The organism is Amycolatopsis samaneae (assembly GCF_039541975.1).
GTDB classification, from domain to species: domain Bacteria; phylum Actinomycetota; class Actinomycetes; order Mycobacteriales; family Pseudonocardiaceae; genus Amycolatopsis; species Amycolatopsis samaneae.
This window is the reverse complement of the sequence record NZ_BAABHG010000022.1, coordinates 105,890-128,625: the sequence shown is the minus strand read 5'-3', so window position 1 is coordinate 128,625 and position 22,736 is coordinate 105,890. Positions and strand designations below refer to the sequence as shown.

The following is a 22,736-nucleotide window of genomic DNA, read 5'->3' as shown; positions in this document are numbered from 1 at the left end:
GTAACCGGCGGTCATGGTGACACCAGGAGAACCCGGAGACCCCGCCACCCCGATCCCGGAGGAGGACGTGCGCCCGGTCCGGGCGTCGGTCGCCGACACCGTGCGGATCGCGACCGAGATCGGCGCGCCGACGATCGCGATCGGCGTCGTCAAACGGCGTCCGGCGATGATGGCGCTCGCCCACCGGACGCACGCCGACCGGCCCGCGATCCGGCTCATGCGGAAACTGCGGCACAAGTACGGTGCCGGCCCGCTGCGGCTGCGGGTGCCGGGCCGGTCGCTGTCGCTCGTGCTGGATCCGGCGCAGGTCGGCGGGCTGCTGGCCGGCGCGCCGACGCCGTTCAGCCCGGACACCGAGGAGAAGAACGCCGCGCTGCGGCACTTCCAGCCGCACGGCGTGCTGATCTCCGAGGGCGGGCGGCGGGAGCGGCGCCGCGAACTGAACGAAGCCGTCCTCGAACCCGGCCTCCCGCTGCACCATCTCGCCGGGCCGTGGGCGAAGGTGATCCACGAGGAGGGCGGCCGGATCACCGACGGGACGACCGTGCTCGACGCCGACCTGTTCACCCGCCACTGGTGGACGATCGTCCGCCGCGTCACACTCGGCGGCGACACCGCCGTGGACCGCGAGATCACCGCGCTGCTGGACGAACTGCGGCTCGACGCGAACTGGGCGTACGCGCGGCAGCGGCAGAGTGCCGTCCGGGAACGTTTTCTCGCGTTGGTGCGGCACCAGGTCGGGCTGGGCCGCCCGGACAGTCTCGCGGGCGAGCTCGCGAAGTGCGCCGAGGCCGCCGACGACGGGGCCGATCCGGCCGGTCAGCTGCCGCACTGGCTGTTCGCCTTCGACGCCGCCGGGATCGTGGCGTTGCGCGCGCTGGCCCTGCTCGCCACGCATCCCGCCCAGCGTGAGCGCGCGCTCGGCGAACTCGAGGGGCTCGACCTCACCGAACCCCACCAGCTGCCCTACCTGCGGTCCTGCGTGCTGGAGTCGGTGCGGTTGTGGCCCACCACCCCCGCGTTGCTGCGGGAAAGCCGCGAGGAGACGGCGTGGGGACCCGAGGGCACGTCGTTCCTCGTGTACACCCCGTTCTTCCACCGGGACCACGAAACCCTGTCCTACGCCGACCACTTCGCCCCGGACATCTGGCTCGACGGGCGCGCGCAGCGGAACCCGGCGCTGGTGCCCTTCAGCGGCGGGCCGGGGATCTGCCCCGGCCGGGACGTGGTGCTCTTCACCGCGTCGACGCTGCTCGCCGTGCTGTTGAAGGAAGCCGAGTACACACCGGAAGGCACGGCCGCGACGCTGGTGCCCGGCCGCCTTCCGTCCACTATGGACCACTTCGGCATCCGGTTCGGCGTCGGCTGACTCGGGTCGCGGGGAGACCGGCGCGCGCGTGGCGGATACGCTCGGTCCCGGTCGTGGGACAGGAGTGGCGGGCGGGAGGTACCGGTTCTGAACGGATGGCCGGCGGAACTGGTCTCGGTCGCGCTGTTGCTGGTGGTGCTGGTGTGCGCGGTGGCGCGTCCGCGCGGGGTGCCGGAGGCGGCCGTCGCGGTTCCGGCGGCGGTGGCCGCGATCGCGGCGGGGACGATCCCGGTGTCGCACGCGGCCGGGGAGGTGACGCGGCTGGCGCCGGTGGCCGGTTTCCTGGCGGCGGTGCTGGTGCTGGCGCGGCTGTGCGACGACGAGGGCCTGTTCGAGGCGTGCGGCGCCTGGCTGGCGCGCGTCGCCGCCGGACGGCCCCAGCGGCTGCTGGGCGGGGTGTTCGTCCTCGCGTCGGTGATCACGGCGGTGCTCAGCCTGGACGCGACGGTCGTGTTGCTGACGCCGGTGGTGTTCGCGACGGCCGCGCGTGCGGGGATCCGGCCGAAACCCCCGGTGTACGCGTGCACGCACCTGGCGAACACCGCTTCGGTGCTGCTGCCGGTCTCGAATCTCACCAACCTCCTGGCGTTCGCGGCCAGCGGGCTGGGCTTCCTCCGATTCACCGCGTTGATGGCGATGCCCTGGCTGGTGGCGATCGCCGTCGAGTACGTGGTCTTCCGCCGGTTCTTCGCCACCGACCTCCGAGCCGCGGCCCCGGTGCCCCACGCCGTCGAGCCACGGCCGATGCCGAGGTTCGCGCTGGTGACGGTCGCCGCGACGCTGGCGGGGTTCGTGCTGACCTCCGTGATCGGGATCGATCCGGCGTGGGCGGCGGCCGCGGGTGCCACGGTGCTGGCGGCCCGCGCGCTGGTCCGGCGCCGGACCAGCCCGGCGGCGATCGTCCGCGCGGCGGCGGTGCCGTTCCTGGCGTTCGTGCTCGCGCTGGGGATCGTGGTCCGCGCCGTGGTCGAAAACGGGCTCGGCGACTGGCTCGGGCGGCTGATCCCCGAGGGCGGCGGGCTGTCCGCGTTGCTCGTGGCCGCCGCGGTGGCGGCGGTGCTGGCGAACGTGATCAACAACCTGCCCGCGGTGCTCGCGCTGGTGCCGCTGGCCGCTCCCGCCGGGCCGGGCGTCGTGCTGGCGGTGCTGCTCGGGGTGAACCTCGGCCCCAACCTCGCCTACGCCGGATCACTGGCCACCCTGCTGTGGCGGCGGATCGTACGCCAGCACGACCACGACGTCGGGCTCGGCGAGTTCACCCGGCTCGGGCTGCTGACCGTGCCGGCGAGCCTGGTCCTCGCGGTGCTGGCACTGTGGACCTCGCTGCACGTGATCGGAGGCTGACATCGTGGCCGTCCTCGTCTGGATCGTCGAAAGCACCTGGCCCGCCTGTGTCGACGCGGCGCGTGCCCACGCGGCCGAGGGCGCCGACGTCGTGCTGTTGCACGTCAATGACCAGGGCCTTCCCGACGCCGCCCACGGCGCGTTCGCCGGGCTGCTCGGCCGCGGCCATCCCGAGCACGATCCCGGCACCGCGCTGGAACACCTCGCCGCCGCCACCGCCGCGGAGCTGCTGGAGGCCGCCGCCGACCGGCTCGGCAGACCCTGTACGCGCGTCGAGCGCACAGGGCGCGGCGAACGGGAGGTCGTCGCCGCGGCGGACGGCGCCGATCTGCTGGTGCTGGCCAGGGACGGTGACCAGCGGCGGCTCGGCCCCCGCAGCCTGGGGCCCGCCGTCCGTTTCGTCGTCGACCACGCGCCCTGCCCCGTCCTGCTCGTCTGGCCCGAACCCGCACCCGGTCTGCACACCATCCCACCCGCGCCGCCTCACCACTGAGGCCGTGGCGCCCCGGTCCCGCGACCGGCGCCGGGTCAGTCCACACCGCTCGCCGTGCCGGGCCCCGTCGGCGGCCGGTGGCGCCGGCAGGCCGTGCACACCATCGTCCAGCCCAGCACGGTGCCGTCGGTGGCGACGAACTCGGCGACCCGCAGGGTCGGGAAACCACATCGTTCGCAGGCGACGGCGGTGCAGTCCTCGGCGATCCGCATCCTGGCCGGGGCCGTCCCGGTCATCGGTCACCCCGGCCGATCCCCGGCAGCAGCTCGGCCGCCTTCGTCTTGGCGCCCTGCACGACCAGGTGCCACGCGTTCGGGTCGCCCTTGAGCACCGCCTCGGTCATGGCCTTGAGCTGGTCGAGGGTCGCGTGCGGCGGGATCGGCGGTACCTCGGGGTCGCAGTGCACGTCGAGCACGGTCGGGAGATTTCCGCCGAGTGCCTGGTCCCACGCCGCGCCGAGGTCGTCGGGGGAGTCGACGGTGATCCCGCCGAGGCCGACGCCGCGGGCGAAGTCCGCATAGGACACTTCGGGTAGCGACTGCGATTCCTCGAACTTCGGCGCGCCGCCCATCGCCCGCAGTTCCCAGGTGACCTGGTTGAGATCGCCGTTGTGGAACACACAGATCACGCAGCGCTGGTCGGCCCACCGGTCCCGGTAGCGGGCGATCGTGAGCAGTTCGGCGAGCCCGTTCATCTGCATGGCGCCGTCACCGACCAGCGCGACGACCGGCCGGTCCGGGAAGGCGAACTTCGCGCCGATCGCGTAGGGCACGCCGGGACCCATGGTGGCCAGCGTCCCGGAGAGCGAACCACGCATGCGCCCGCGCATCCGCAGATTGCGGGCGTACCAGTTGGCGGCCGAGCCGGAGTCGGCGGTGATGACGGCGTCGTCGGGGATCCGGTCCGACAGCTCGTGCACGATCCGCATCGGGTTGACCGGGTGCGCGCCCAGCATCGCCTGCCGCGCCACGGATTCCCACCAGTCGGAGACGTTCTGTTCGATCTTCTCGCGCCACGCGCGGTCGCTCTTGTGCTCCACCAGCGGGAGCAACTGCTCCAGCGTCGCCTTCGCGTCACCCAGCAGCGGGACCTCGGTGGGGTAGCGGAGGCCGAGGAACCGCGCGTCGAGGTCGATCTGCACGGCGCGTGCCTGCCCGAAGTCCGGCAGGAACTGGCTGTAGGGCAGGCTCGACCCGAGGATGAGCAGCGTGTCGCAGTCGCGCATCAGCTCGTAGCTCGGACGGGTGCCGAGCAGGCCGATCGACCCGGTGACGTAGGGCAGGTCGTCGGGCAGCACGTCCTTGCCCAGCAACGCTTTCGCGACGCCGGCGCCGGTCCGCTCGGCCAGTTCACGCAGTTCGGTGACGGCGTTGCGGGCGCCCTGCCCCGCGAGGATCGCGACCCGCTTCCCGGCGTTGAGCACCTCGGCGGCGTGGGCGAGTTCGTCGGCGGGCGGGACGAGCCGTGCCCTCGGCCAGGACGGCGGGCTCGACGGCACGTGCTTGAACTCGTGCCGCGGTGGGTGGTAGGGGGATTCCTGGACGTCGTTGGGAATGATGACCGCGGTCGGGGCACGCTGGGCGAGCGCGGTCCGCATCGCGCGGTCGATCGCGTTCGGCAGCTGTTCGGGGACGTTGACCTCGACGAGGTACTCGCTCGCGACGTCCTTGTACAGCGCCTGGAGGTCGATCTCCTGCTGGTAGCTGCCGCCCATCGCGCTGCGCGCGGTCTGCCCGACGATCGCCACCACCGGCACGTGGTCCAGCTTGGCGTCGTAGAGACCGTTGAGCAGGTGCACGGCGCCGGGCCCGGAGGTCGCCGCGCACACGCCCGCCCTGCCGCTGAACTTCGCGTACCCGACCGCCTGGAAGGCCGCCATCTCCTCGTGCCTCGCCTGGACGAACCGCGGTTTGTCGCCCGCCGCGCCGAACGCCGTGACCAGGCCGTTGATGCCGTCGCCGGGATAGCCGAAGACCTGCTCGACCTCCCATTCACGCAGCCGGGACAGGATGTGATCCGCAACCGTGGTGGTCATGACAGCCGGGTTGCCTGGCGGGCGCGCGGCGAAACATCACCGGCGCGGGAGCACGCAGAACTCGTTGCCCTCGGGGTCGGCGAGCACGATCCACGGGCCCGCGGTGTCCGCGGCGAGCACGGTGGCGCCCAGCGCCTCCAGGCGCGCGACCTCGCCGCGCTGGTCCAGTTCGGCGGGGGCGAGGTCGAGGTGGACCCGGTTCTTGACCGTCTTCCCTTCGGGAACCGGCTGGAACAGCAGCGAAGGCCGGCCGGCCTCCTTGACTTCGACGTAGCCGGTGCCGTCCTCGTCCGTCCAGCGTTCGACCGTGCCGTAGCCCAGCGCCGCGCGCCAGAACGCGGCGAGGATCTCCGGCCGGTGGCAGTCGAAGGCGACGGCGATCATCCGGGTGCGCATGTCCCCACTGTCACACGCGCGGCCGTGGTTTGCCCGGTGCGGGAGCGGGAATCCGGGACGGCGAACCAGCGCGCCTCCGGAAGGAGAACCATGAAAGCCGTTACCTGGCAAGGAAAGCGGGACGTGCGGGTCGAGACGGTGCCCGACCCGCGGATCCTCGAGCCGACCGACGCGATCGTCCGGGTCACCTCGACCGGGATCTGCGGCTCGGATCTGCACCTGTACGAGGTGCTCGGCCCGTTCCTGACCGAAGGCGACATCCTCGGGCACGAGCCGATGGGGGTGGTCGAGGAGGTCGGTGCCGGGGTGCCGGACCTGCGGCCGGGCGACCGTGTCGTCGTGCCCTTCACCATCGCCTGCGGGCACTGCTTCGCGTGCGAACGCGGGCTCCAGTCCCAGTGCGAGACGACGCAGGTCAGCGAGTACGGCAAGGGCGCGGCCTTGTTCGGGTACACCAAGCTCTACGGTTCCGTGCCCGGCGGACAGGCCGAGTACCTGCGGGTCCCGCAGGCGCACTACGGCCCGATCAAGGTCCCCGACGGCCCGCCGGACGAGCGGTTCGTCTACCTGTCCGACGTCGTCCCGACCGCGTGGCAGGCGGTGGAGTACGCGGAGGTCCCCGACGGCGGTTCGGTGGCGGTGTTCGGGCTCGGCCCGATCGGCCAGATGGCGGCCCGGATCGCGGCGCACCGCGGCGCGGGCAAGGTGCTGGGCGTCGACCTGGTGCCCGAGCGGCTCGCGCGGGCGAGCGCGCACGGCGCGACGGTGTTCGACCTGCGCGAGCACCGGAACATCGGTGACGCGATCCGTCAGGTGACCTCCGGGCGGGGCGCCGATTCGGTGATCGACGCGGTCGGGATGGAGGCGCACGGGGCGCCGCTGGGCAAGCTCGCCCAGGACCTGACCGGCCTGCTGCCGCGTCCGGTGGCCGAGAAGGTGACCGAGCGCGCCGGGATCGACCGGCTCAGCGCGCTGTACGCCGCGATCGACAGCGTCCGGCGGGGCGGCACGATCTCGCTCTCGGGCGTCTACGGCGGGGCGATCGACCCGCTGCCGATGCTGGAGCTGTTCGACAAGCAGATCAAGCTGCGGATGGGCCAGGCGAACGTCCGGCACTGGGTCGGCGAACTGCTGCCGCTGCTCACCGGGGACGGGGATCCGCTCGGGGTGGAGGGTTTCGCCACGCACAAGCTGCCGCTGGAGGAAGCGCCCCGTGCCTACGAGATCTTCCAGAAGAAGCAGGAGGGCGCGCAGAAGGTGCTGCTCGAACCCGCCGCGTGAGATCGGCGCGTGTAACGGGCCCCGGCACGGGTACCCGGGGGCGGCCGAGGAAAGGAGGCAGCGGTGACCACCGTACGCCAGTTGATGACCAGTCCCGTCCACTGTGTCCGCGAATCGGATTCGGTACTGGAGGCGGCCCGGCTGATGGCCGCCCAGGGGGTCGGCGCGGTGCCGGTCTGCGGGGAGGACGGCCGGATCAAGGGCATGCTCACCGACCGCGACATCGTGGTGCGGGTGCTGGCCGAGGGCAAGGATCCCCGGGCACTGCACGCGTCCGAGGTGGTCCAGGGCGAGACCGTGACGATCGGGCCCGACGCCGACGCGGAGGAGGCCGTGCGCGCCATGTCCGAGCACGCCGTCCGGCGCCTTCCGGTCGTCGACGGCGGCGCGCTGGCCGGCATCGTCGCCCAGGCCGACGTCGCCAGGGCGCTGTCCAACCCGGCCAGCGGCGACCTCGTCGAAGCCATCTCCCGCGAGCGATGAAATCCCACCGGCTCGGTGGTGTCCCGGTTCCGCGCCGGGGCACCGCCGGTCCACTGCGGACGTCCGAAAAGGACAGACAGTGAGCGCCGCGGAGTACGTCCCGGACACGGTGTCGCTGTCCCGGCTCCGCAGCGCGGCGGTGGACTGCCGCGGCTGCGCGCTGTACCGGGACGCCACCCAGACCGTCTTCGGCGCGGGGGAGCGGGGCGCGCGGGTCATGCTCGTCGGGGAACAACCCGGTGACCGCGAGGACGTCGAGGGCGAACCCTTCGTCGGCCCCGCCGGGCGGCTGCTCGGCCGCGCGCTGGACGAAGCGGGCCTCGACCGCGCCGGGATCTACCTGACGAACGTGGTCAAGCACTTCAAGTTCCGCCGTGCCGAGCGCGGCAAGCGGCGGATCCACCAGAAGCCGTCGCGGACCGAGGTGCTCGCCTGCCGTCCGTGGCTGTCGGCGGAACTCGCCGCCGTACGGCCCGGCCTGGTCGTGCTGCTCGGTGCCACGGCCGCGCAGGCGGTGCTGGGCACGGACTTCCGCGTCACGCGGGAGCGCGGCAGGCTCGTCCCCCTGCCGGAGGAACCCGGCACGCCGCGGGCGCTCGCGACCGTTCATCCGTCGTCGATCCTTCGCGCGGAAGACCGCGAGAGCGCTTACCAGGCCTTTCGGGCCGATCTGATCACTGCCGCGAACGCGGTTGCCTGACGTCTTCACGGCGAGAAGACCCTCGGCGGGACGCCCCGATGTCGTACAGCACGATCGCGAGGCCGAGCAGCGCCGTCAGGCCGTGCAGCGATAGCCCCGGCCCGGTGCAGCCGAGCGCGACGATCAGCCGCGCGGGAGCACGTCCGGTGCGTTCGGGCATCACGGTCCTCCGCATGAGCGTCTCCGGTCCGGGTACCCGGCGGGTGATCACGAAAACCCACGAGGAGGTACTGATGCGCCTCGGCTACACGCTGATGACCGAGCAAGCGGGCCCGAAGGAGCTCGTCCGTTACGCCGCGGCCGCCGAACGCGCGGGCTTCGACTTCGAGGTGTGCAGCGACCATTTTTCGCCATGGTTGAGGGAACAGGGACACTCGCCGTACGCGTGGAGCGTCCTCGGCGCCGTCGCGCACTGCACCGAGCGGACCGAGCTGATGACGTACGTGACCTGCCCGACGATGCGCTATCACCCGGCCGTGGTCGCGCAGAAGGCGGCGACCGTGCAGGAGCTGAGCGACGGCCGGTTCACCCTCGGGCTCGGCGCGGGGGAGAACCTCAACGAGCACGTCATCGGGCGGGGCTGGCCGCCGGTGAACGTCCGGCACGAGATGCTCGCGGAGGCCGTCCAGATCATCGGCGGGCTGTTCGACGGCGGCTACTTCGACTACGCGGGAACGTATTTCCGGGTCGACTCGGCGAAACTGTGGGATCTGCCCTCGCTGCGCACGCCCATCGCCGTCGCCGTGTCGGGCTCCCAGTCGGTGACCCGGTTCGCTCCGGTCGCGGACGCGATGATCGCGGTCGAGCCCAGGGAACAGCTGTGCCGCGAGTGGGACGCGACGCGGCTGGGCAGGCCGACGCGGAAGATCGCGCAGCTGCCGGTTTCGTGGGATCCCGACCGGGCGGCGGCGGTCAAGCGCGCGCACGAGCAGTTCCGCTGGTTCGCCGCCGGCTGGAAGGTCAACGCCGAACTGCCAGGACCCGCCGGGTTCGCCGGTGCCACCCGGTTCGTCACCGAGGACGACGTCGCCGCCGGGATCCCCTGCGGACCGGACATCGAGCCGATCGCGGCGGGGGTCCGCCAGTTCGCCGAGGCGGGCTTCACCGACGTCGCGCTGGTCGAGATCGGCGGCGACCGGCAGGAGGAGTTCCTGGGCTTCGCGGAACGCGAACTGCTGCCCGCGCTCCGCGAGATCTAACACCCCCGACGGTCCGTGACTGCCACATTGAGGGACTCTCACTGGGAGTGGTGAGTTCTGGCGGCCGGGGTGTGCTGAAGGACGCCTTCGGTGCGCTCAGTGCACTGAAAGCGTCCTTCAGCACCCCGCGTGCCCCACGAAAGGCCACCAGCATCGCTCACTGTCCCCAACGCTCCGTACGAGACGCGGGCTCGGCTGAGACGATGTCACGAATGCGACATTCGTGACGCCGAACGTCGGCAATGCGACATTCGTGACACCAGCACACCCCCCAACGTGGCATTCACGGACCTGTCGGGCGGCGTCCTTTGTGGAGGGTTGTCAGAGCCGGCCGGTGCGGCTCGCCGAGATCGCCGTGTACACGGCGTCGAAGTCGGGATAGCGGTCGTCGGGCAGGGCGGCGAGCGGTCCGAGCAGCTCGTCGCCACCGCCGGTGGCCGCGCACCGGCGGAGCAGGTCCTCGCGCCCGCACGGGTACTCGGCGTCGGCGAGGTGCCGGGCGAAGGCGGCACGATCCGGGCTGTTCATCGCCTGCTCCCTTCCGCGGCGGCCACGACGTCGAAGGCGAGGCCGGATTCGCCGGTGTCGACGCGGACGGTCGCGCCGGGCCGTAGTTCGCCGTTGAGCAGCATGGTGGACAACGGGTTGTCGACCTCCCGCTGGATGGCGCGGCGCAGCGGCCGCGCCCCGAACTCGGGCTGGTAGCCGAGTTCGCCGAGCCTTCGCACGGCGCCGGGCGTGAATTCGAGCGCGAGATCCTGCGCGTGTGCCCGGCGGCGGGTTCGCTCCAGCAGCATTTCGGTGATCCGGTCGAGCTGCGCGGCGTCGAGGCGGCGGAACACGATGATCTCGTCGATGCGGTTCAGGAACTCCGGCCGGAAACTGTCCCGGAGCCTGCGCATCAGCCGTTCCCGCAGCGGCCGGTCGGTCGCGTCCTCGGTGGCCGGGGCGAATCCCAGCGCGCCCTGGGTGCTGCTCGCGATGAGCTCGGACCCGAGGTTGCTGGTCATGATCAGCACGGTGTTGGCGAAGTTGACGGTCCGGCCGCGGCCGTCGGTGAGCCTGCCGTCTTCGAGTACCTGCAACAGCAGGTTGAAGACGTCCGGATGGGCCTTCTCGATCTCGTCGAGCAGCACCACCGAATACGGCTTGCGGCGCACCCGCTCGGTGAGCTGGCCCGCCTCCTCGTAGCCGACATAGCCCGGTGGCGCGCCCAGCAGGCGGCTGACCGTGTGCCGTTCCCCGTACTCGCTCATGTCGATCCGGATCATGCTTTCCTCGTCGCCGAACAACGCCTCGGCCAGCGCCCTGGCGAGCTCCGTCTTCCCGACCCCGGTGGGCCCGAGGAACAGGAAGCTGCCGAACGGGCGGCCCGGCTCGGCGAACCCGGCACGGGACCGGCGGACCGCCTCGGCGACCGCGCGCACCGCCTCGTCCTGCCCGACTACCCGGCCGTGCAGGTGTTCCTCCAGCCGCAGCAGCCGGTCTCGTTCGCTTTCGGTGAGCTGGGCGACGGGGACCCCGGTGAGCCGCGCGACGACCTCGGCGATGTCCTCGGCGGTGACCTCCTTGGCCGTGTCGGGACGCGTGCCACCGGAATCGGCGATCCGCGTGCGGATCTCGGCGATCTCGTCCCGCATCGCCGACGCGCGTTCGAACTCCTCCTCACTGACCGCCTGGTCCTTGTCGCGCTGCAGTTCGTCGAGGCGGGTGTGGAGTTCCCGCAGCCGCGCCGGCCTCGTCCCGGACCGGAGCCGGACACGGGCGCCCGCCTGGTCGACGAGATCGATCGCCTTGTCCGGCAGGAACCGTTCGGTGAGGTAGCGGTCGGAAAGGTCCACGGCCGCGAAGAGCGCTTCGTCGGTGAACCGGACCTGGTGGTGGGCCTCGTACCGGTCACGGAGGCCGTGCAGGATCGCGAGCGCGTCGTCGACGCCGGGCTCGGGCACCAGGATCGGCTGGAAACGCCGCTCCAGCGCGGGATCCCGCTCGATTCCGGTGCGGTACTCGTCCAGCGTGGTGGCCCCGACGATGTGCAGCTCGCCGCGGGCGAGCGCGGGTTTGAGCATGTTCCCGGCGCCCTGCCCGGGGCCGGAGGTGTCACTGGCGCCGGCGCCCACGACCATGTGCAGCTCGTCGATGAACACGACGAGCCGGTCGCGGTTCTCCCTGACTTCGCCGAGCAGTGCGGTCATGCGCTCCTCGAAGTCGCCGCGGTAGCGGGTGCCCGCCACCATCGCGGTCAGGTCGAGCTGGACGACCCGGCGCCCGGAAAGCGTGTCGGGCACGTCGTCGTCGGCCACGCGCTGGGCGAGCCCCTCGACGATGGCCGTCTTACCGACCCCGGCCTCGCCGATGAGGACCGGATTGTTCTTGGTACGCCGGGAAAGCACCTCGACGGTCTGCTCGATCTCGGCGTCCCGGCCGATCACCGGGTCGATCCGGCCGTCGCGGGCACGCCGGGTGAGGTCCTCGCCGTAGCGGTCGAGGGTCGGTGTCGCGCCGGTGCCCGGCGTCTCCGGCGAGGCGCCGCCGGAGACGTTCGGCGCGAGCGCCTGGCGCAACCGTTCGGGCGTGGCGCCCGCGGCGGCCAGCGCGCTTCCCGCGGTGGACTCCTCGTTGAGGGCCATGGCCAGCAGCAGGTGCTCGGGCCCGATGTAGGAGGAGCCCAGCCCCCGCGCGATCTGGTGCGAGTCGAGCAGCGCGCGCTTCGCGCCGGGGGCGAGACCGATCGGCGTGTCCTGGTCCGTCTGCCGTTCGGCACCTTCGAGGCGCTCGGCCAGCCGGGCGGCGTCCGCCCCGGCGCGGTCGAGCGCCTGTGCCGTGACCGGCATGCGCGCCGCCGCCCACAGCAGGTGCTCGGTGCCGACGTGCTGCCTGCCCTCCGCGGCCGCGCGGCCGGCAGCCTCGGCGACGAGGGACCGGGCCTGGTCGCTGAGCAGCCGCGTCACGTCGATCGCGTAGCCACGGCCGGGCGCCGCCGGGTCGAAGAACTGGGCGAGGAAGCGGTCGAAGGGGCTGCCACCCTGCCCGGGCGGGAAGAATCCCGTCATGGCTGACCTCCTGGTTCGCGGTGGTGTGTCAGCTGTGGCGCAGGAGAGCGCCGAAGCCCTCGGCAAGAGGGAGCCGCTCGTCCATCACGACGAGGTCGGCGCCGGTGGCGAGCGCGACGTAGGGCAGGGCCTCGTCGGCCGCGCGGGTGACCACCGGCCCGGCGCCCACCTGCCGCGCGGTGGTGCCGACGGCGCGGACCGGCGCCGGGCCGGTCAGGACCGTCTCGTCACCGGTCTCGCCGATGAGCAACGTCTCGACGTTGGCCTCGTTCAAGGCGGTGGTGACGCCCTCGAGCCCGCCCACCGCGAGTCCGCTCGGGCCGTCGCTCCCGGCCCGGTAGCGCTCGGCGAGGTCGTCGAGCACGGCGAGCCTGCGGCCGAGCAGCACCTCGTCGATCCGGCGGTCCAGTTCGGCGGGGGAAGCCCCCGCGGCCCGGCCGCCCGCGGTGATCTCGGTGGTGACGCGCCGGACGTCCGGGGGAAGCAGGTTCCGCAGTTCGGTGCGCGCCTGGACCTCCCCGGCGAGGAACACCAGGCCCGCCTTGACGTGCTGGGCCGTCCTGGCCACCTCGTCGGCGAACCCGGCGAGGTTGTGCCGCACGGTTTCCTCGGCGCGTGCCTGGATGTCGCGGTGCGCGGTGCCGCCGCCGCGGACCTTGTGCACCGGGTGGTCCTGCCCGGTCACCGTGCCGGTGTCCAGCGGCTGACGCCGCGGGCCGTAGGCGGTGATGTCCACACCGACCTGGTCCACCAGCACCACGAGGTAGGTGGGCAGTGGTTCGGTGTGCGCGGCGAGCGGGACGAGGTACGGCAGCGCCGAGTAGCGCACGGACGGTGCGCCGGGCGGCTCGGCGAGCGGCTCGTCGAGCAGGATCTCCCCGTGCGCGGCGACGATGCTCCGCCCGCTGCGGCCGGTCGGGGGCCGTCCGTCCCGCACGGCTCGTCCGATGGCTTCGACGGGCGCGGTGTCGGCGCCCTGGCCGGTGAGTGCGGTCTCGATCTCGCGGAGCTTCAGGTCGAGTTGCTTGGCCGCGTCTTCGGTGTCGTGGGTGTCCTCGAAATGCACCGAGGCGAACGGGCCATCGGTGTCGAGCAGCCGCCGCGGCGTGGTCGTGTCCACAGTGGACTCCTTTCCCCGGATCGCGTGCACCGGGCTTGATCCCCGGGTTACCGGGGAAGGCCGAGGTGAAACCCGGTGCATTCAGGCGGGTACGGCGGTGGTGGCCCTGGCCCAGGCGCGGTGCCCGGCGAGCGCCGCGAGGAGCGCGGTGCCGAACTCGCCGGGCAGTTCGGCCCCGGCGGCGGTGGTGGTCACCACCCCGTCGTCGGCGCGGACGGTGACGTCGTCCGCGAGCTCGGCGGTGACCCCGGCCCGCCGCAGCAGGTCGACGCCGGAACCGAACGCGGCGACCGGCTTCTGGTGCTTGTACGCCTCGGTCACGAAGTGCACGGCGTATCCGTCCGCCAGCAGCGTTTCGGTGCTCGGCGGGCCGCACGGCACGACCACCGCGTCGTAGAGCACGGAGGCCATGGTGGACAGCTGGCGGTCGGCGGGCAGCGGCGCGCCGTCGGCGCCGGGGGCGATCGGGCCGTCGGTGGGCGCGAGCACCTCGACGGTCACGCCCGCCGCCTCGGCCTGCTCGATCAGCCCGCGGATCCCCACCGTGTCGGCTCCGTCGGCGGCGAGCAGGGCGACCTTCCGGCCCCGCGGGCTCCCGCCGGGCCGACCCAGCTGGGACAGCGCGGGCGACCGGTCGTCGTGGTAGCCGGCGACCGCGGCCGGTGCCTCGACCCCGACGCCGGTGGCGACCTGCGCGGCGAGCTCGTGGTCGACGTGGTTGAGCCGCTCGACCGTGCGGGCGCGGACCTCCTTGGCGGTGACCTTGCCCAGCTCGAAGCGGAAGGCGGCGACGATGTGCTCGCGTTCCACCGGGGACATGCTGTTCCAGAACAGCCGCGCCTGGCGGTAGTGGTCCAGGAAACTCGCGCTGCGCGCCCGGATCTTGTGCCCGGACACCGCCTCGGTGTGGTGCCGGAACGTGCCGCCCTCGGCGATGGCGGGGCAGCCGCCGCCGAGCGTGTTCCTGAAGTAGCTCGTCCGTCCTTTGTGGATTTCCTGCTGGCCGTGGCCGTCGCGCTGGTTCGTCGACACCTCGGCGATCGGCCGGTTCACCGGCAGCTGGGCGAAGTTCGGCCCGCCGAGCCGGATCAGCTGGGTGTCGAGATAGGAGAAGTTGCGGGCCTGCAGCAGCGGGTCGTTGGTGAAGTCGATACCGGGCACCAGGTTGGCGGTGTGGAAGGCGATCTGCTCGGTCTCGGCGAAGAAGTTGTCCGGGTTGCGGTCGAGCACCAGCCGTCCGACCGGGCGCACCGGCACCCGTTCCTCCGGGATGAGCTTGGTGGCGTCGAGCAGGTCGAAGTCGAACGCGTGCTCGTCGGCCTCGTCGACCAGTTGCACCCCGAGCTCCCATTCCGGGAACTGCCCGGCCTCGATGCTGTCCCACAGGTCACGGCGGTTGAAGTCCGGGTCCTTGCCCGCGATCTTCTGGCATTCGTCCCACACCAGCGAATGCGTGCCCAGCACCGGCGTCCAGTGGAACTTGACGAAGGTGCCCCTGCCCTCGGCGTCGACCAGCCGGAAGGTGTGCACGCCGAATCCCTGCATCATCCGGTAGCTGCGGGGCAGCGCGCGGTCGGACATCAGCCACAGGACCATGTGCGTGGTCTCCGGCTGGGTGGCGACGAAGTCCCAGAACGTGTCGTGCGCCGACTGCGCCTGCGGGATCTCGTTGGGCGGTTCGGGTTTCACCGCGTGCACGAAGTCGGGGAACTTGACGCCGTCCTGGATGAAGAACACCGGCATGTTGTTGCCGACGAGATCGTAGTTCCCCTGCCGGGTGTAGAACTTCGTCGCGAAGCCGCGGACGTCGCGGACGGTGTCGGCCGAACCGCGGGACCCGGCGACGGTGGAGAACCGGACGAACACCGGGATCCGTTCCCCGCTGGTCAGGAATTCCGCCGTGGTGTAGCGGCTCAGCGAGTCGTCGTAGGCCTCGAAGTATCCGTATGCCCCGGCGCCGCGCGCGTGCACCACTCGCTCGGGGATGCGTTCGTGGTCGAAATGGGTGATCTTCTCCCGCGCGTGGAAGTCTTCGAGCAGGGTCGGGCCGCGGTCCCCGGCGCGCAGCGAATCGTCGGTGTGCGCGACCCGGACACCCTGCTGGGTGGTCAGTACCGTGCCCTCGGGGTCGGTCCGGGAGCGGTCGAGCTGCTCGTGCTTGGCGTCGTGGTGGTCGGTCATGCTGCCCGCGTACCCGTGGGCTTTGGCCGGGAAACGTGGCCGTACCAGGGGGTGTTTCGCCGCCCGGCGAGCGGTTCGGCTTCGACGAGTTCGCCGAGCGCGTGGCCGCGCGGGGACACCTGGTGGTGCCGGACGCGGCCGCCGCCCGTGGCAATGCTGGACCGATCGGTCCACTATAGGTAGTATCGGCCCGTGCCCCGTCCACGACAGTTCGATGAAGAGCGCGTGCTCTCGGCTGTGCGGGCGGCGTTCTGGGACAACGGGTACGCGGGCACCTCGCTCGAAGATCTCCTGAAGGCCAGCGGGCTCGGCAAGGGGAGCCTGTACGGAGCGTTCGGAGACAAGAAGAGCCTGTTCCTGCGTGTGCTGCGCGAGTACGACGAGGCCAACGATCGGATGCTGCGTGCATGGCTCGAGCGGGCCGAGCGCGCCATCGAGGTGATCCGGGGCTTCGTGACCGGGCCCGTGCGTGATCCCAGTGGTCAGCAGGCCCGGCGGGGTTGCCTGCTCGCCAATACCGCGATGGAACTGTCGGTGAGTGTCGCGGAGGTGGCCGCGGAGGCGCGGCGCAGCTACGCCTCGACCACTGCCGTGCTGACCGACGCGGTACGCCGAGCGCAGCGCGAGGGCGACGTCGCGCCCCGTCTCGACCCGGAGGTCACCGCCCGCGCGGTGCTGGCCGGTCAGCTCGGGCTCATCGTGCTCGGCCGGGTCGGCCAGGATCCGGCCGCCTTGTCGGCGATGGCCGAGGCTCTGCTCGACGGCCTGCTGCCGCCGTTCTGAGCGCTCCTGTCGTAGTGGTGTACGGCACAGTGCCACTCCGGTTATTGACCGCACGGTCCAGATGGGGAAGGTTATGGACCGTACGGTCAATTATCTGGACGGGAGCTGTCATGAAGGTGCTGGAGGGCAAGGTCGCGGTCGTGACCGGGGCCAACGCGGGTATCGGGCTGGCGATCGCGCGGGCCTACCGCGCCGAGGGGGCGCGGGTGTTCGTCGCCGGTCGCCGGCAGGCGCGGCTCGACGAGGTCGAGGCCGAACTCGGCCCCGGCGTCACCGGGGTTCGCTGTGACGTGGGCCGGCTCGAAGACCTCGACGGGCTCTACGCGACCGTCGCCGAGCAGGCGGGCCGGATCGACGTCCTGGTGGCCAACGCGGGGATCGCGATCGCCGCCCCGCTGGGCGAGATCACCGAGGAGCAGTTCGACGCCATGTTCACCACCAACGTCAAGGGCTCGCTGTTCACCGTGCAGAAGGCGTTGCCGCTGCTGTCGCCGGGGGCGTCGATCATCCTCACCGGGTCGACGGCGGTCTCGCGCCCCCAGCCCTCCCTGCCCGTCTACGGGGCGACCAAGGCCGCGATCCGCAACCTGGTTCGCGGGTTCGCCCACGAAGCCGGGACGCGGCGGTACCGGATCAACGTGCTCTCGCCCGGTGGTACCCACACGCCGGGTTTGCACGAGCTGGTTTCCCCCGAGGGGCTCACCGCCGCCGGGGCGTCGGTTCCGCTCGGCCGGTTGGCCGAACCCGCGGAAATCGCCGCGGCGGCGGTCTTCCTCGCCTCCGACGCGTCCAGCTACGTCAACGGCTCCGAACTCGCTGTGGACGGCGGCTTCGCCCAGGTCTGAGGAACGCGGGCACGACCACGCCGCACCACTAACGCCGCGCCGGTGCCCGGTCGGCTCGGCCCGAGGGGTGGGCGTCGGTCGTGGTGACGGTGCCGCCCCAGGGAACCGTAAAACCGGGTGAAGGGTGATCAGCGCCCAGCACTTCCCGGTGTCGGCGAGCGCGGCTTCCGCGTCGACGAGTGGTCATGACGGGTCAGCGCTTTTCCTGGCGTCCGAGGGCTTCGTGCACGAGGGTGGCGAGGGTGCCGGGCGCGAGGTAGACGGAGTCGCGCCAGTGCGCGAGGACGACGGGTTCTTCGGCGCGCTGCGGTTCCAGCGCCAGCGCCCAGCCGTCGGTGCTCGTCCAGCTGAGCATGAGCAGCCGGTGCGGATAGCGTGGCGCGCGGTCGGCGAGTGCGACGTAGGCGGACGACGGCGGCCCGTACTCGCTCCAGGTGGCGGCCGGTTCGACGCCGAGTTCGGTCGCCACGGATTCCACGTAACCACGCAACGTCATCGCGCTCGGGAAGTCGAAATCGGGTTTCATGAGGGGTTCCTTCTCCCGCGGTCAGCGGGTGACGGCGTAGGCCTCGAGGTCCTCGCGTCCAGCCCGGCCGCTCTCGGCGGTGACCACCACGGCCCTTCGTGTCTTCGCGGCCATGGTGTTCCCTTCTCCGGCCTGCTCTTCGCCGGAGGGGTACCCGGCCGGGGCCGGGTCAACCGGAGTCCTTTGTGGACACCGAGGTGTGGCGTCCCCGGAACGGGGTACCCCGGTTTCATGAGACTTGCCGTATTGGACATCGGGTCGAACTCCGCTCAGCTTCAGGTGGTGGACGCGTCCTCGGGGGCGCCGCCGCTGCCCGCGCACGCGGTGAAGGAGCCGACCTTGCTCGCGGAGGAACTCCTGCCGGACGGGACCTTGAGCGCGACCGGGATCGACCGGGTGGCCGGGGCGGTCGGCCGCGCGGTCGACGCGGCGGTCCGGCTCGGTGTCGACCACCTGTACCCGTTCGTCACCGCGGCGGTGCGGGACGCGGCGAACCGGGACGCGGTCATCGACCGGGTCGAGGCGGAGGCCGGTGTCCGTCCCCAGTTCCTGTCGGGCGAGGACGAGGCGGGACTGACCTACTTCGCGGCGCGCCGCTGGTACGGATGGTCGGCGGGACGCCTGCTGCTCGTCGACATCGGCGGCGGGTCGATGGAGCTGGCGCTGGGCCGGGACGTCGAACCCGAACTGGCCGTCTCGCTCCCGGTGGGCGCCGGGCGGATGACCCGCGAGCTGCTGACCGAGGACCCGCCGCCGCCCCGGCAGCTGAAGGCCGTGCGGAAACGGGCGCGGGAGACGTTGTCGGAGGTGCTCGACCGGCTGCGCTGGGAGGGCGGCCCCCGGCGCGTGGTCGTGACGTCGAAGACGTTCAAGCAGCTGGCCCGGCTCGCCGGTGCGCCGCCCCAGCGCAAGGGACCGTTCGCGCGGCGGGAGCTGAAACTGGCCGACCTGCGGAAACAGCTCACGAAGCTCGCGGCCGTGCCGGCGGCGGAGCGGGCCCGGTTCCGCGGCGTGTCGCGCTCGCGGGCCCGGCAGATCGTGGCGGGGGCGGTGGTGGCCGAGGCCACGCTGACCGCGCTGGACGTGACCTCGGTGGAGGTCTGCCCGTGGGCGCTGCGGGAGGGCATCCTGCTGCGGCACCTGGAGGACGTCGCGGACACCGCGGCGCTGCCGCTGCAACCGCTGGCCCGCCGGCCCAGCGCCACGGTCCGCCGCCTGCCCACCGCGCACGGTGCCACCGAGCCCGGTCCGTCCACTGTGGAGAGTGCCGGTACCCCGGAGGAGCGGGCGTCCGGCCGGGAGGACGGATAGCGCCGAGGGAGCCTGACCCGGCGTGCCCGACGGGGTCAGGCCGCCCCGCTGCGCGGGGTCTTCGCCTCGTGGAGCCCGAGCATGTCGAGCAGCAGGGCGCAGTCCTCGGCGTCGTGCGCGCGGGACGACACCGCCAGTGCCGCCCTGCGCCGGATCTCCGCCTGCTCCGGGCTGTCCTCGCCGTCCAGGACGAGGTCCGGTGACGAACGCAGTTCCCGCATGGTCGCTCCCTCCTCCGTGTCGGTACCAGGGGAGTACCCGCGATGACCTTCGCCGACACCATCGGGAGAGGTATATCGCCGCCGGGCCCGGGTACGCCGGGAGAAACCGGACGACGAGACCCACGGAGAGCAGGCATGACCGCTGGACCACCGGACCCGGACCCCGCGAAGACCCCGGACCTCGAAGAGGGCGGGGGCGTCCCGCCGCCGGCCGCCGGGTGGCTCCGGTTGTGACGGTGTGGACGCGCGCCGGCCCGGCCGCCGGGGAGGTCGGCGGCCGGGCCGGAGTCCGGACGAGGGCTCAGGTCTCCCGGCGGGTGAGCGCGTCGCGGATCTTGTCGACGAACGCGGTGCCCGGCGCGAGGATCAGGTTCGCCGGCGGGCGGTCGGGCGCGGCGGGGTGCGGCCGGGTGGGCGCGATCTTCTTGGCCCGCAGGACCTTCTCGCCCAGGTCGCGCAGTTCCTCCGGCGAGCAGGCGGCCTGCAGCTTCGGCAGGAGGTCCGTCTCCTCCTCGTCGACGTGGTGGCGGACGTCGGTGATGAGCTTGCCGAGGAGTTCCTCGAACCGGGGATCGTCGGGCTGCCTGCCTTCGAGGTCCTTCATCACCCGTTCCGCCTCGGCGTGCTCGGCGATCTCGTGGTCGGCCACCGCGTCCCCGTCCGGCAGGTGCTTCCTGGCGGCGGGGTACATGAACTGCTCTTCGGCGACCGAATGCCGGACGAGCTCGGCGATGACGTGATCGGTGAGATCCTTGCGCCGTTCGGGGCCCGTGTCGCCCGCTTCGAGTTCGGTGAACACCCGCTCGACCGCGCGGTGGTCCTCGGTGATCACGGATACCAGGTCGGTGTCGTGTCGTGTGGTGGTCATCAACGCTCCCGCGTTCGTCGGTTCGGAACTCCCGGGGTACCCGCCGCGTGGACGCCGAATCACGGGATGGCGGCCGGGCCGCCGCCGGAGGGCGCGCGGCTCAGATCGACCACGCAGAACACGTTGCCCTCCGGATCGGACAGCACGACGAAGTCGGGATCCGGCGGATACCGGTCCCAGTCCACCTTTTCGGCGCCCAGGCCCGTCAGCCGGGCGATCTCGGCCTCCTGCTCGGCCGTGGTGTCGACGAACAGGTCGAGGTGGATACGCGGGTGGGACGGGGCGGGGGACTCGCTGCGCATCAGCCCGAGTACCCGGCCGGACCCGTCGGCGCGGGCCAGTGTCCGCCAGGTGTCGCTCGCCCACTCCTCGGTGGCGGCCAGATCCAGCGCGGCGGTCCAGAAGGCCGTCGCGCGGTCGAGGTCGGTCACGCCGATCACGGGAAAACCCAGTCGTAGCACGATTTTTTGCCTTTCGAGTCGGGGCGGCGGGCGATCACGGGCTCCGCCAGGCATTGGCCCGGATAAGCCGTCCCCGTCTGCGGTCCCATGAGCGGTGGGCCGAACGGAGACGGTCCGGGCGGGGCGGCCGCCCGGCCGCCCCGCCGCGTGCCGCACACGGGTGGGCTCAGCGCCCCGGCCGCTCGACGTCGCCGCGCCAGGCCCCGGTCTCCTGGCCGCCCCGCTGCTCGATGAACGCCTTGAACCGGGTGAGGTCCCCCTTGACCCGCAGGTCGAGGGCGCCGGTTTTGTCCGCGACGTTCTCCACGAATCCTTCGGGGTCGATCTCCAGCTGCGCGGTCACGCGGGTGTGCCGGTCGTCCAGCCGGTGGAAGGTGACCACCCCGGCGTGCCGGGGCCCGGAGTCCGATCGCCAGGCGACGCGTTCGTCGGGGTGCTGTTCGGTGATGGTCGCGTCGAACTCCCGGTGCGCGCCTCCGACGGCGATCCGCCAGTGGGTGTGCGTGTCGTCCAGCTGGCGCACGTCTTCGACGCCGGACATGAACTGCGGGAAGGATTCGAACTGCGTCCATTGGTTGTACACGGTGGTCACGTCCACGTCCACGTCGACCGATTCGGTGACAGTGCTCATGAATCTCCCTCTTCGTAGTGGATCTCCACGCTGTCGGATACCCGGCGAAGGTCTCGTGAAACGGCGCGCCGGCTCAGGCGACGGCCACGCGCAGGCCCCGCAGTTCGTACGCGGCGATGTCCTCCTTGAACGTGACCCGAGGCGGCGTGGCCAGGTGAATCCCTTCGACGGCAAGGAGTTTGCGGAGAAAGATGTCGGTTTCGAGAATCGCGACGGGGGAGCCGGGGCATTTGTGGGGACCGTCGCCGAAGGCGAGACCGGCGCCGGTGACACCGTCGGCCGTGGTGCGGCCGGGACGGAGGTCGAGCGGCCGGTCGCCGACCATGGCGGGGTCGAGGTTGGCGGTGTCGATCTGGATGTGGACCAGGGCGTCCTTCGGCAGGACAGTGCCGTCCAGGTGGATCTCGGCCGTGGTGCGGCGGCGCAGCTGGGCGATGACCGGTTCCAGCCGGAGCAGTTCGTGCAGGATCGCCAGCCGTTCCGGCTCGGCGGAGGCGCGGTACTTCGCGCGCAGCGCGTCGTCGGTGAACAGATGCCAGGCCGCCAGTACGACGAACTCGCGGGTCGTGACCATGCCCGCGGCGGCGAAGGTGAGGCATTCGCCGAGGATCTCCGTGTCCTTGCATCCCTCGTCGAGCAGATGGGAGATCAGATCGTCGCGGCGCCGGTGTTTTCGGGCCCGGACCGCGGGGCGGACGTCGTTGAAGTAGATCCTCGACCAGCCCGTGAGCTGCCGGAAGACCCAGTGGAGCCCGTGGAGGCTGGTGAATCCCGGACGGCCGAACCTTTCCGGGAAGAAGTACTCCAGGCGGCGCCGGATGCCGGGCCTGCTCTCGGTCAGGCCGAGCACGGCGGAGGTCACCTCGATCGCCAGCTCGAAGCCGAGATCGCCCAGGTCCGCCGAACCGGTCGTACGCAGGCGGGCGAGCTGGGCGTCCGCGACCCGTTCCATGACGCCGCGGTAGGCCTCGTCGACGCGACGCGGGGCGAAGAAACGGGCGGTCTGCCTGCGGTGTTCGCGATGTTCCTGCCCGTCGCGGTAGAGGACGGGCCGCCGGATACGGGACGGCATCTTGTCCACGGTTTCGATGCCCAGTCCTGCCTGTACGGTGCCGGCGGCGCGAAGCACCGCGCGGGCGGCGGAGTAGCCGGTGATCCGCCACGTGCCGTTCGCGTCCCGGCTGACCGGGCAGCCGACCTCGGTGTCGCCTCGTGCCACCTTGCGATCGCCCACGGGTTCTCCCTCGAAGTGCCTGGCTCAAGGATGGTCGGCCCAGCGTATCGGCCATCACAACTGTCCACAGTGGACTTCTGGCCGGGGCAGGCAGATTGACTACCGAGTGTTGCTATGGGACATGGACTGCCTCGAGCTGGTTATTTCTTCCCGGTATCGCTTGTGCATACCCCGGGGACGCTCTACGGTCGGAAGTGCCGGT

The 22,736-nt window shown here is 71.9% G+C and carries 25 protein-coding genes; 11 read left to right on the top strand and 14 right to left on the bottom strand.

What is annotated here, in order from left to right:
- Nucleotides 1–13: 13 nt before the first annotated feature.
- From ABD987_RS40460 to ABD987_RS40450, 3 genes are all read left to right on the top strand, one after another.
- Nucleotides 14–1,369, top strand: coding sequence for a cytochrome P450 (locus ABD987_RS40460; protein ID WP_345407480.1), 1,356 nt, complete (start codon nt 14–16; stop codon nt 1,367–1,369).
- Between the two features lie 108 nt (nt 1,370–1,477).
- Nucleotides 1,478–2,713, top strand: a complete 1,236-nt coding sequence (locus tag ABD987_RS40455) for an SLC13 family permease (protein ID WP_345407543.1) — start codon at nt 1,478–1,480, stop codon at nt 2,711–2,713.
- Between the two features lie 4 nt (nt 2,714–2,717).
- Nucleotides 2,718–3,206 (top strand): universal stress protein, encoded by a 489-nt coding sequence (locus ABD987_RS40450; RefSeq protein ID WP_345407477.1) that lies wholly within the window; start codon nt 2,718–2,720, stop codon nt 3,204–3,206.
- A gap of 35 nt (nt 3,207–3,241) precedes the next feature.
- On the opposite strand, the gene ABD987_RS40445 is transcribed toward ABD987_RS40450, so the two are convergent.
- The 3 genes from ABD987_RS40445 to ABD987_RS40435 are packed head-to-tail and all read right to left on the bottom strand — an operon-like array spanning nt 3,242 to nt 5,637.
- Nucleotides 3,242–3,442: a hypothetical protein gene (locus ABD987_RS40445; protein WP_345407474.1), complete on the bottom strand. Its 201-nt coding sequence runs from the start codon at nt 3,440–3,442 to the stop codon at nt 3,242–3,244.
- Nucleotides 3,439–5,241: a thiamine pyrophosphate-requiring protein gene (locus ABD987_RS40440; RefSeq protein WP_345407471.1), complete on the bottom strand. Its 1,803-nt coding sequence runs from the start codon at nt 5,239–5,241 to the stop codon at nt 3,439–3,441. Before ABD987_RS40440 ends, ABD987_RS40445 begins: the two co-directional genes overlap by 4 nt.
- Nucleotides 5,242–5,277: 36 nt before the next feature.
- Nucleotides 5,278–5,637 carry a VOC family protein gene (locus ABD987_RS40435; RefSeq protein WP_345407468.1) on the bottom strand — a complete coding sequence of 120 codons (360 nt, stop codon included), beginning with the start codon at nt 5,635–5,637 and terminating at the stop codon, nt 5,278–5,280.
- Between the two features lie 90 nt (nt 5,638–5,727).
- On the opposite strand from ABD987_RS40435, the gene ABD987_RS40430 reads away from it, so the two are divergent.
- From ABD987_RS40430 to ABD987_RS40420, 3 genes are all read left to right on the top strand, one after another.
- Nucleotides 5,728–6,918, top strand: coding sequence for a zinc-dependent alcohol dehydrogenase (locus ABD987_RS40430; protein ID WP_345407465.1), 1,191 nt, complete (start codon nt 5,728–5,730; stop codon nt 6,916–6,918).
- A 63-nt stretch (nt 6,919–6,981) separates the two neighbouring features.
- On the top strand, nt 6,982–7,401 hold the full coding sequence (locus tag ABD987_RS40425) for a CBS domain-containing protein (RefSeq protein WP_345407462.1): 420 nt from the start codon (nt 6,982–6,984) through the stop codon (nt 7,399–7,401).
- A gap of 79 nt (nt 7,402–7,480) precedes the next feature.
- A complete protein-coding gene (locus tag ABD987_RS40420) occupies nt 7,481–8,101 on the top strand; it encodes a UdgX family uracil-DNA binding protein (protein ID WP_345407459.1) in 621 nt (206 codons plus the stop codon).
- On the opposite strand, the gene ABD987_RS40415 is transcribed toward ABD987_RS40420, so the two are convergent.
- Nucleotides 8,076–8,276, bottom strand: coding sequence for a hypothetical protein (locus ABD987_RS40415; RefSeq protein ID WP_345407456.1), 201 nt, complete (start codon nt 8,274–8,276; stop codon nt 8,076–8,078). The genes ABD987_RS40420 and ABD987_RS40415 overlap by 26 nt on opposite strands.
- 58 nt (nt 8,277–8,334) lie before the next feature.
- Here ABD987_RS40415 and ABD987_RS40410 point away from each other — a divergent pair, with 58 nt between their 5' ends.
- Nucleotides 8,335–9,300, top strand: a complete 966-nt coding sequence (locus ABD987_RS40410; protein WP_345407540.1) for a TIGR03557 family F420-dependent LLM class oxidoreductase — start codon at nt 8,335–8,337, stop codon at nt 9,298–9,300.
- Nucleotides 9,301–9,621: 321 nt separating this feature from the next.
- Here ABD987_RS40410 and ABD987_RS40405 read toward each other — a convergent pair whose 3' ends face one another.
- Genes ABD987_RS40405 through ABD987_RS40390 form a run of 4 tightly spaced genes read right to left on the bottom strand, consistent with a single transcriptional unit; the run spans nt 9,622 to nt 15,654 of the window.
- On the bottom strand, nt 9,622–9,828 hold the full coding sequence (locus ABD987_RS40405) for a DUF2795 domain-containing protein (protein WP_345407453.1): 207 nt from the start codon (nt 9,826–9,828) through the stop codon (nt 9,622–9,624).
- The gene (locus ABD987_RS40400; RefSeq protein ID WP_345407450.1) at nt 9,825–12,353 is read right to left on the bottom strand and encodes an ATP-dependent Clp protease ATP-binding subunit; all 2,529 of its coding nucleotides are present in this window, start codon (nt 12,351–12,353) and stop codon (nt 9,825–9,827) included. The genes ABD987_RS40405 and ABD987_RS40400 overlap by 4 nt, the downstream gene beginning before the upstream one ends.
- Nucleotides 12,354–12,381: 28 nt before the next feature.
- Entirely contained in the window at nt 12,382–13,503 is a 1,122-nt protein-coding gene (locus ABD987_RS40395; protein ID WP_345407447.1) for an Rv2629 family ribosome hibernation factor, read from the bottom strand.
- 51 nt (nt 13,504–13,554) lie between these two features.
- On the bottom strand, nt 13,555–15,654 hold the full coding sequence (locus tag ABD987_RS40390) for a catalase (protein WP_345407444.1): 2,100 nt from the start codon (nt 15,652–15,654) through the stop codon (nt 13,555–13,557).
- 35 nt (nt 15,655–15,689) lie between these two features.
- Here ABD987_RS40390 and ABD987_RS40385 point away from each other — a divergent pair, with 35 nt between their 5' ends.
- The 3 genes from ABD987_RS40385 (at nt 15,690) to ABD987_RS40375 (ending at nt 17,282) form a co-directional block, all read left to right on the top strand.
- The gene (locus tag ABD987_RS40385) at nt 15,690–15,833 is read left to right on the top strand and encodes a hypothetical protein (RefSeq protein WP_345407441.1); all 144 of its coding nucleotides are present in this window, start codon (nt 15,690–15,692) and stop codon (nt 15,831–15,833) included.
- Nucleotides 15,834–15,846: 13 nt separating this feature from the next.
- Nucleotides 15,847–16,437 (top strand): TetR/AcrR family transcriptional regulator, encoded by a 591-nt coding sequence (locus ABD987_RS40380; protein WP_345407438.1) that lies wholly within the window; start codon nt 15,847–15,849, stop codon nt 16,435–16,437.
- 110 nt (nt 16,438–16,547) lie between these two features.
- Nucleotides 16,548–17,282 carry an SDR family NAD(P)-dependent oxidoreductase gene (locus ABD987_RS40375; protein WP_345407435.1) on the top strand — a complete coding sequence of 245 codons (735 nt, stop codon included), beginning with the start codon at nt 16,548–16,550 and terminating at the stop codon, nt 17,280–17,282.
- A 193-nt stretch (nt 17,283–17,475) separates the two neighbouring features.
- Here the strand turns inward: ABD987_RS40375 and ABD987_RS40370 are convergent, their stop codons facing one another.
- Nucleotides 17,476–17,808 (bottom strand): DUF6292 family protein, encoded by a 333-nt coding sequence (locus ABD987_RS40370; protein ID WP_345407432.1) that lies wholly within the window; start codon nt 17,806–17,808, stop codon nt 17,476–17,478.
- A gap of 231 nt (nt 17,809–18,039) precedes the next feature.
- On the opposite strand from ABD987_RS40370, the gene ABD987_RS40365 reads away from it, so the two are divergent.
- Nucleotides 18,040–19,119, top strand: a complete 1,080-nt coding sequence (locus tag ABD987_RS40365; protein ID WP_345407429.1) for a Ppx/GppA family phosphatase — start codon at nt 18,040–18,042, stop codon at nt 19,117–19,119.
- Between the two features lie 35 nt (nt 19,120–19,154).
- Here ABD987_RS40365 and ABD987_RS40360 read toward each other — a convergent pair whose 3' ends face one another.
- From ABD987_RS40360 to ABD987_RS40340, 5 genes are all read right to left on the bottom strand, one after another.
- Nucleotides 19,155–19,340: a hypothetical protein gene (locus ABD987_RS40360; protein ID WP_345407426.1), complete on the bottom strand. Its 186-nt coding sequence runs from the start codon at nt 19,338–19,340 to the stop codon at nt 19,155–19,157.
- Between the two features lie 301 nt (nt 19,341–19,641).
- On the bottom strand, nt 19,642–20,208 hold the full coding sequence (locus ABD987_RS40355; protein ID WP_345407423.1) for a hemerythrin domain-containing protein: 567 nt from the start codon (nt 20,206–20,208) through the stop codon (nt 19,642–19,644).
- Between the two features lie 59 nt (nt 20,209–20,267).
- A complete protein-coding gene (locus ABD987_RS40350; protein ID WP_345407420.1) occupies nt 20,268–20,723 on the bottom strand; it encodes a VOC family protein in 456 nt (151 codons plus the stop codon).
- Between the two features lie 112 nt (nt 20,724–20,835).
- A complete protein-coding gene (locus tag ABD987_RS40345) occupies nt 20,836–21,300 on the bottom strand; it encodes an SRPBCC family protein (protein WP_345407417.1) in 465 nt (154 codons plus the stop codon).
- 73 nt (nt 21,301–21,373) lie between these two features.
- On the bottom strand, nt 21,374–22,534 hold the full coding sequence (locus tag ABD987_RS40340; protein WP_345407414.1) for a cytochrome P450: 1,161 nt from the start codon (nt 22,532–22,534) through the stop codon (nt 21,374–21,376).
- Between the last annotated feature and the right edge of the window lie 202 nt (nt 22,535–22,736).

Coding starts and splice junctions, on each gene's coding strand:
- ABD987_RS40460 (WP_345407480.1), top strand. CDS start 14: ATGGTGACACCAGGAGAACCCGGAGACCCCGCCACCCCGATCCCGGAG.
- ABD987_RS40445 (WP_345407474.1), bottom strand. CDS start 3,442: ATGACCGGGACGGCCCCGGCCAGGATGCGGATCGCCGAGGACTGCACC.
- ABD987_RS40440 (WP_345407471.1), bottom strand. CDS start 5,241: ATGACCACCACGGTTGCGGATCACATCCTGTCCCGGCTGCGTGAATGG.
- ABD987_RS40435 (WP_345407468.1), bottom strand. CDS start 5,637: ATGCGCACCCGGATGATCGCCGTCGCCTTCGACTGCCACCGGCCGGAG.
- ABD987_RS40430 (WP_345407465.1), top strand. CDS start 5,728: ATGAAAGCCGTTACCTGGCAAGGAAAGCGGGACGTGCGGGTCGAGACG.
- ABD987_RS40415 (WP_345407456.1), bottom strand. CDS start 8,276: ATGCGGAGGACCGTGATGCCCGAACGCACCGGACGTGCTCCCGCGCGG.
- ABD987_RS40410 (WP_345407540.1), top strand. CDS start 8,335: ATGCGCCTCGGCTACACGCTGATGACCGAGCAAGCGGGCCCGAAGGAG.
- ABD987_RS40405 (WP_345407453.1), bottom strand. CDS start 9,828: ATGAACAGCCCGGATCGTGCCGCCTTCGCCCGGCACCTCGCCGACGCC.
- ABD987_RS40400 (WP_345407450.1), bottom strand. CDS start 12,353: ATGACGGGATTCTTCCCGCCCGGGCAGGGTGGCAGCCCCTTCGACCGC.
- ABD987_RS40390 (WP_345407444.1), bottom strand. CDS start 15,654: ATGACCGACCACCACGACGCCAAGCACGAGCAGCTCGACCGCTCCCGG.
- ABD987_RS40375 (WP_345407435.1), top strand. CDS start 16,548: ATGAAGGTGCTGGAGGGCAAGGTCGCGGTCGTGACCGGGGCCAACGCG.
- ABD987_RS40370 (WP_345407432.1), bottom strand. CDS start 17,808: ATGAAACCCGATTTCGACTTCCCGAGCGCGATGACGTTGCGTGGTTAC.
- ABD987_RS40365 (WP_345407429.1), top strand. CDS start 18,040: ATGAGACTTGCCGTATTGGACATCGGGTCGAACTCCGCTCAGCTTCAG.
- ABD987_RS40360 (WP_345407426.1), bottom strand. CDS start 19,340: ATGCGGGAACTGCGTTCGTCACCGGACCTCGTCCTGGACGGCGAGGAC.
- ABD987_RS40355 (WP_345407423.1), bottom strand. CDS start 20,208: ATGACCACCACACGACACGACACCGACCTGGTATCCGTGATCACCGAG.
- ABD987_RS40350 (WP_345407420.1), bottom strand. CDS start 20,723: ATGCCTGGCGGAGCCCGTGATCGCCCGCCGCCCCGACTCGAAAGGCAA.
- ABD987_RS40345 (WP_345407417.1), bottom strand. CDS start 21,300: ATGAGCACTGTCACCGAATCGGTCGACGTGGACGTGGACGTGACCACC.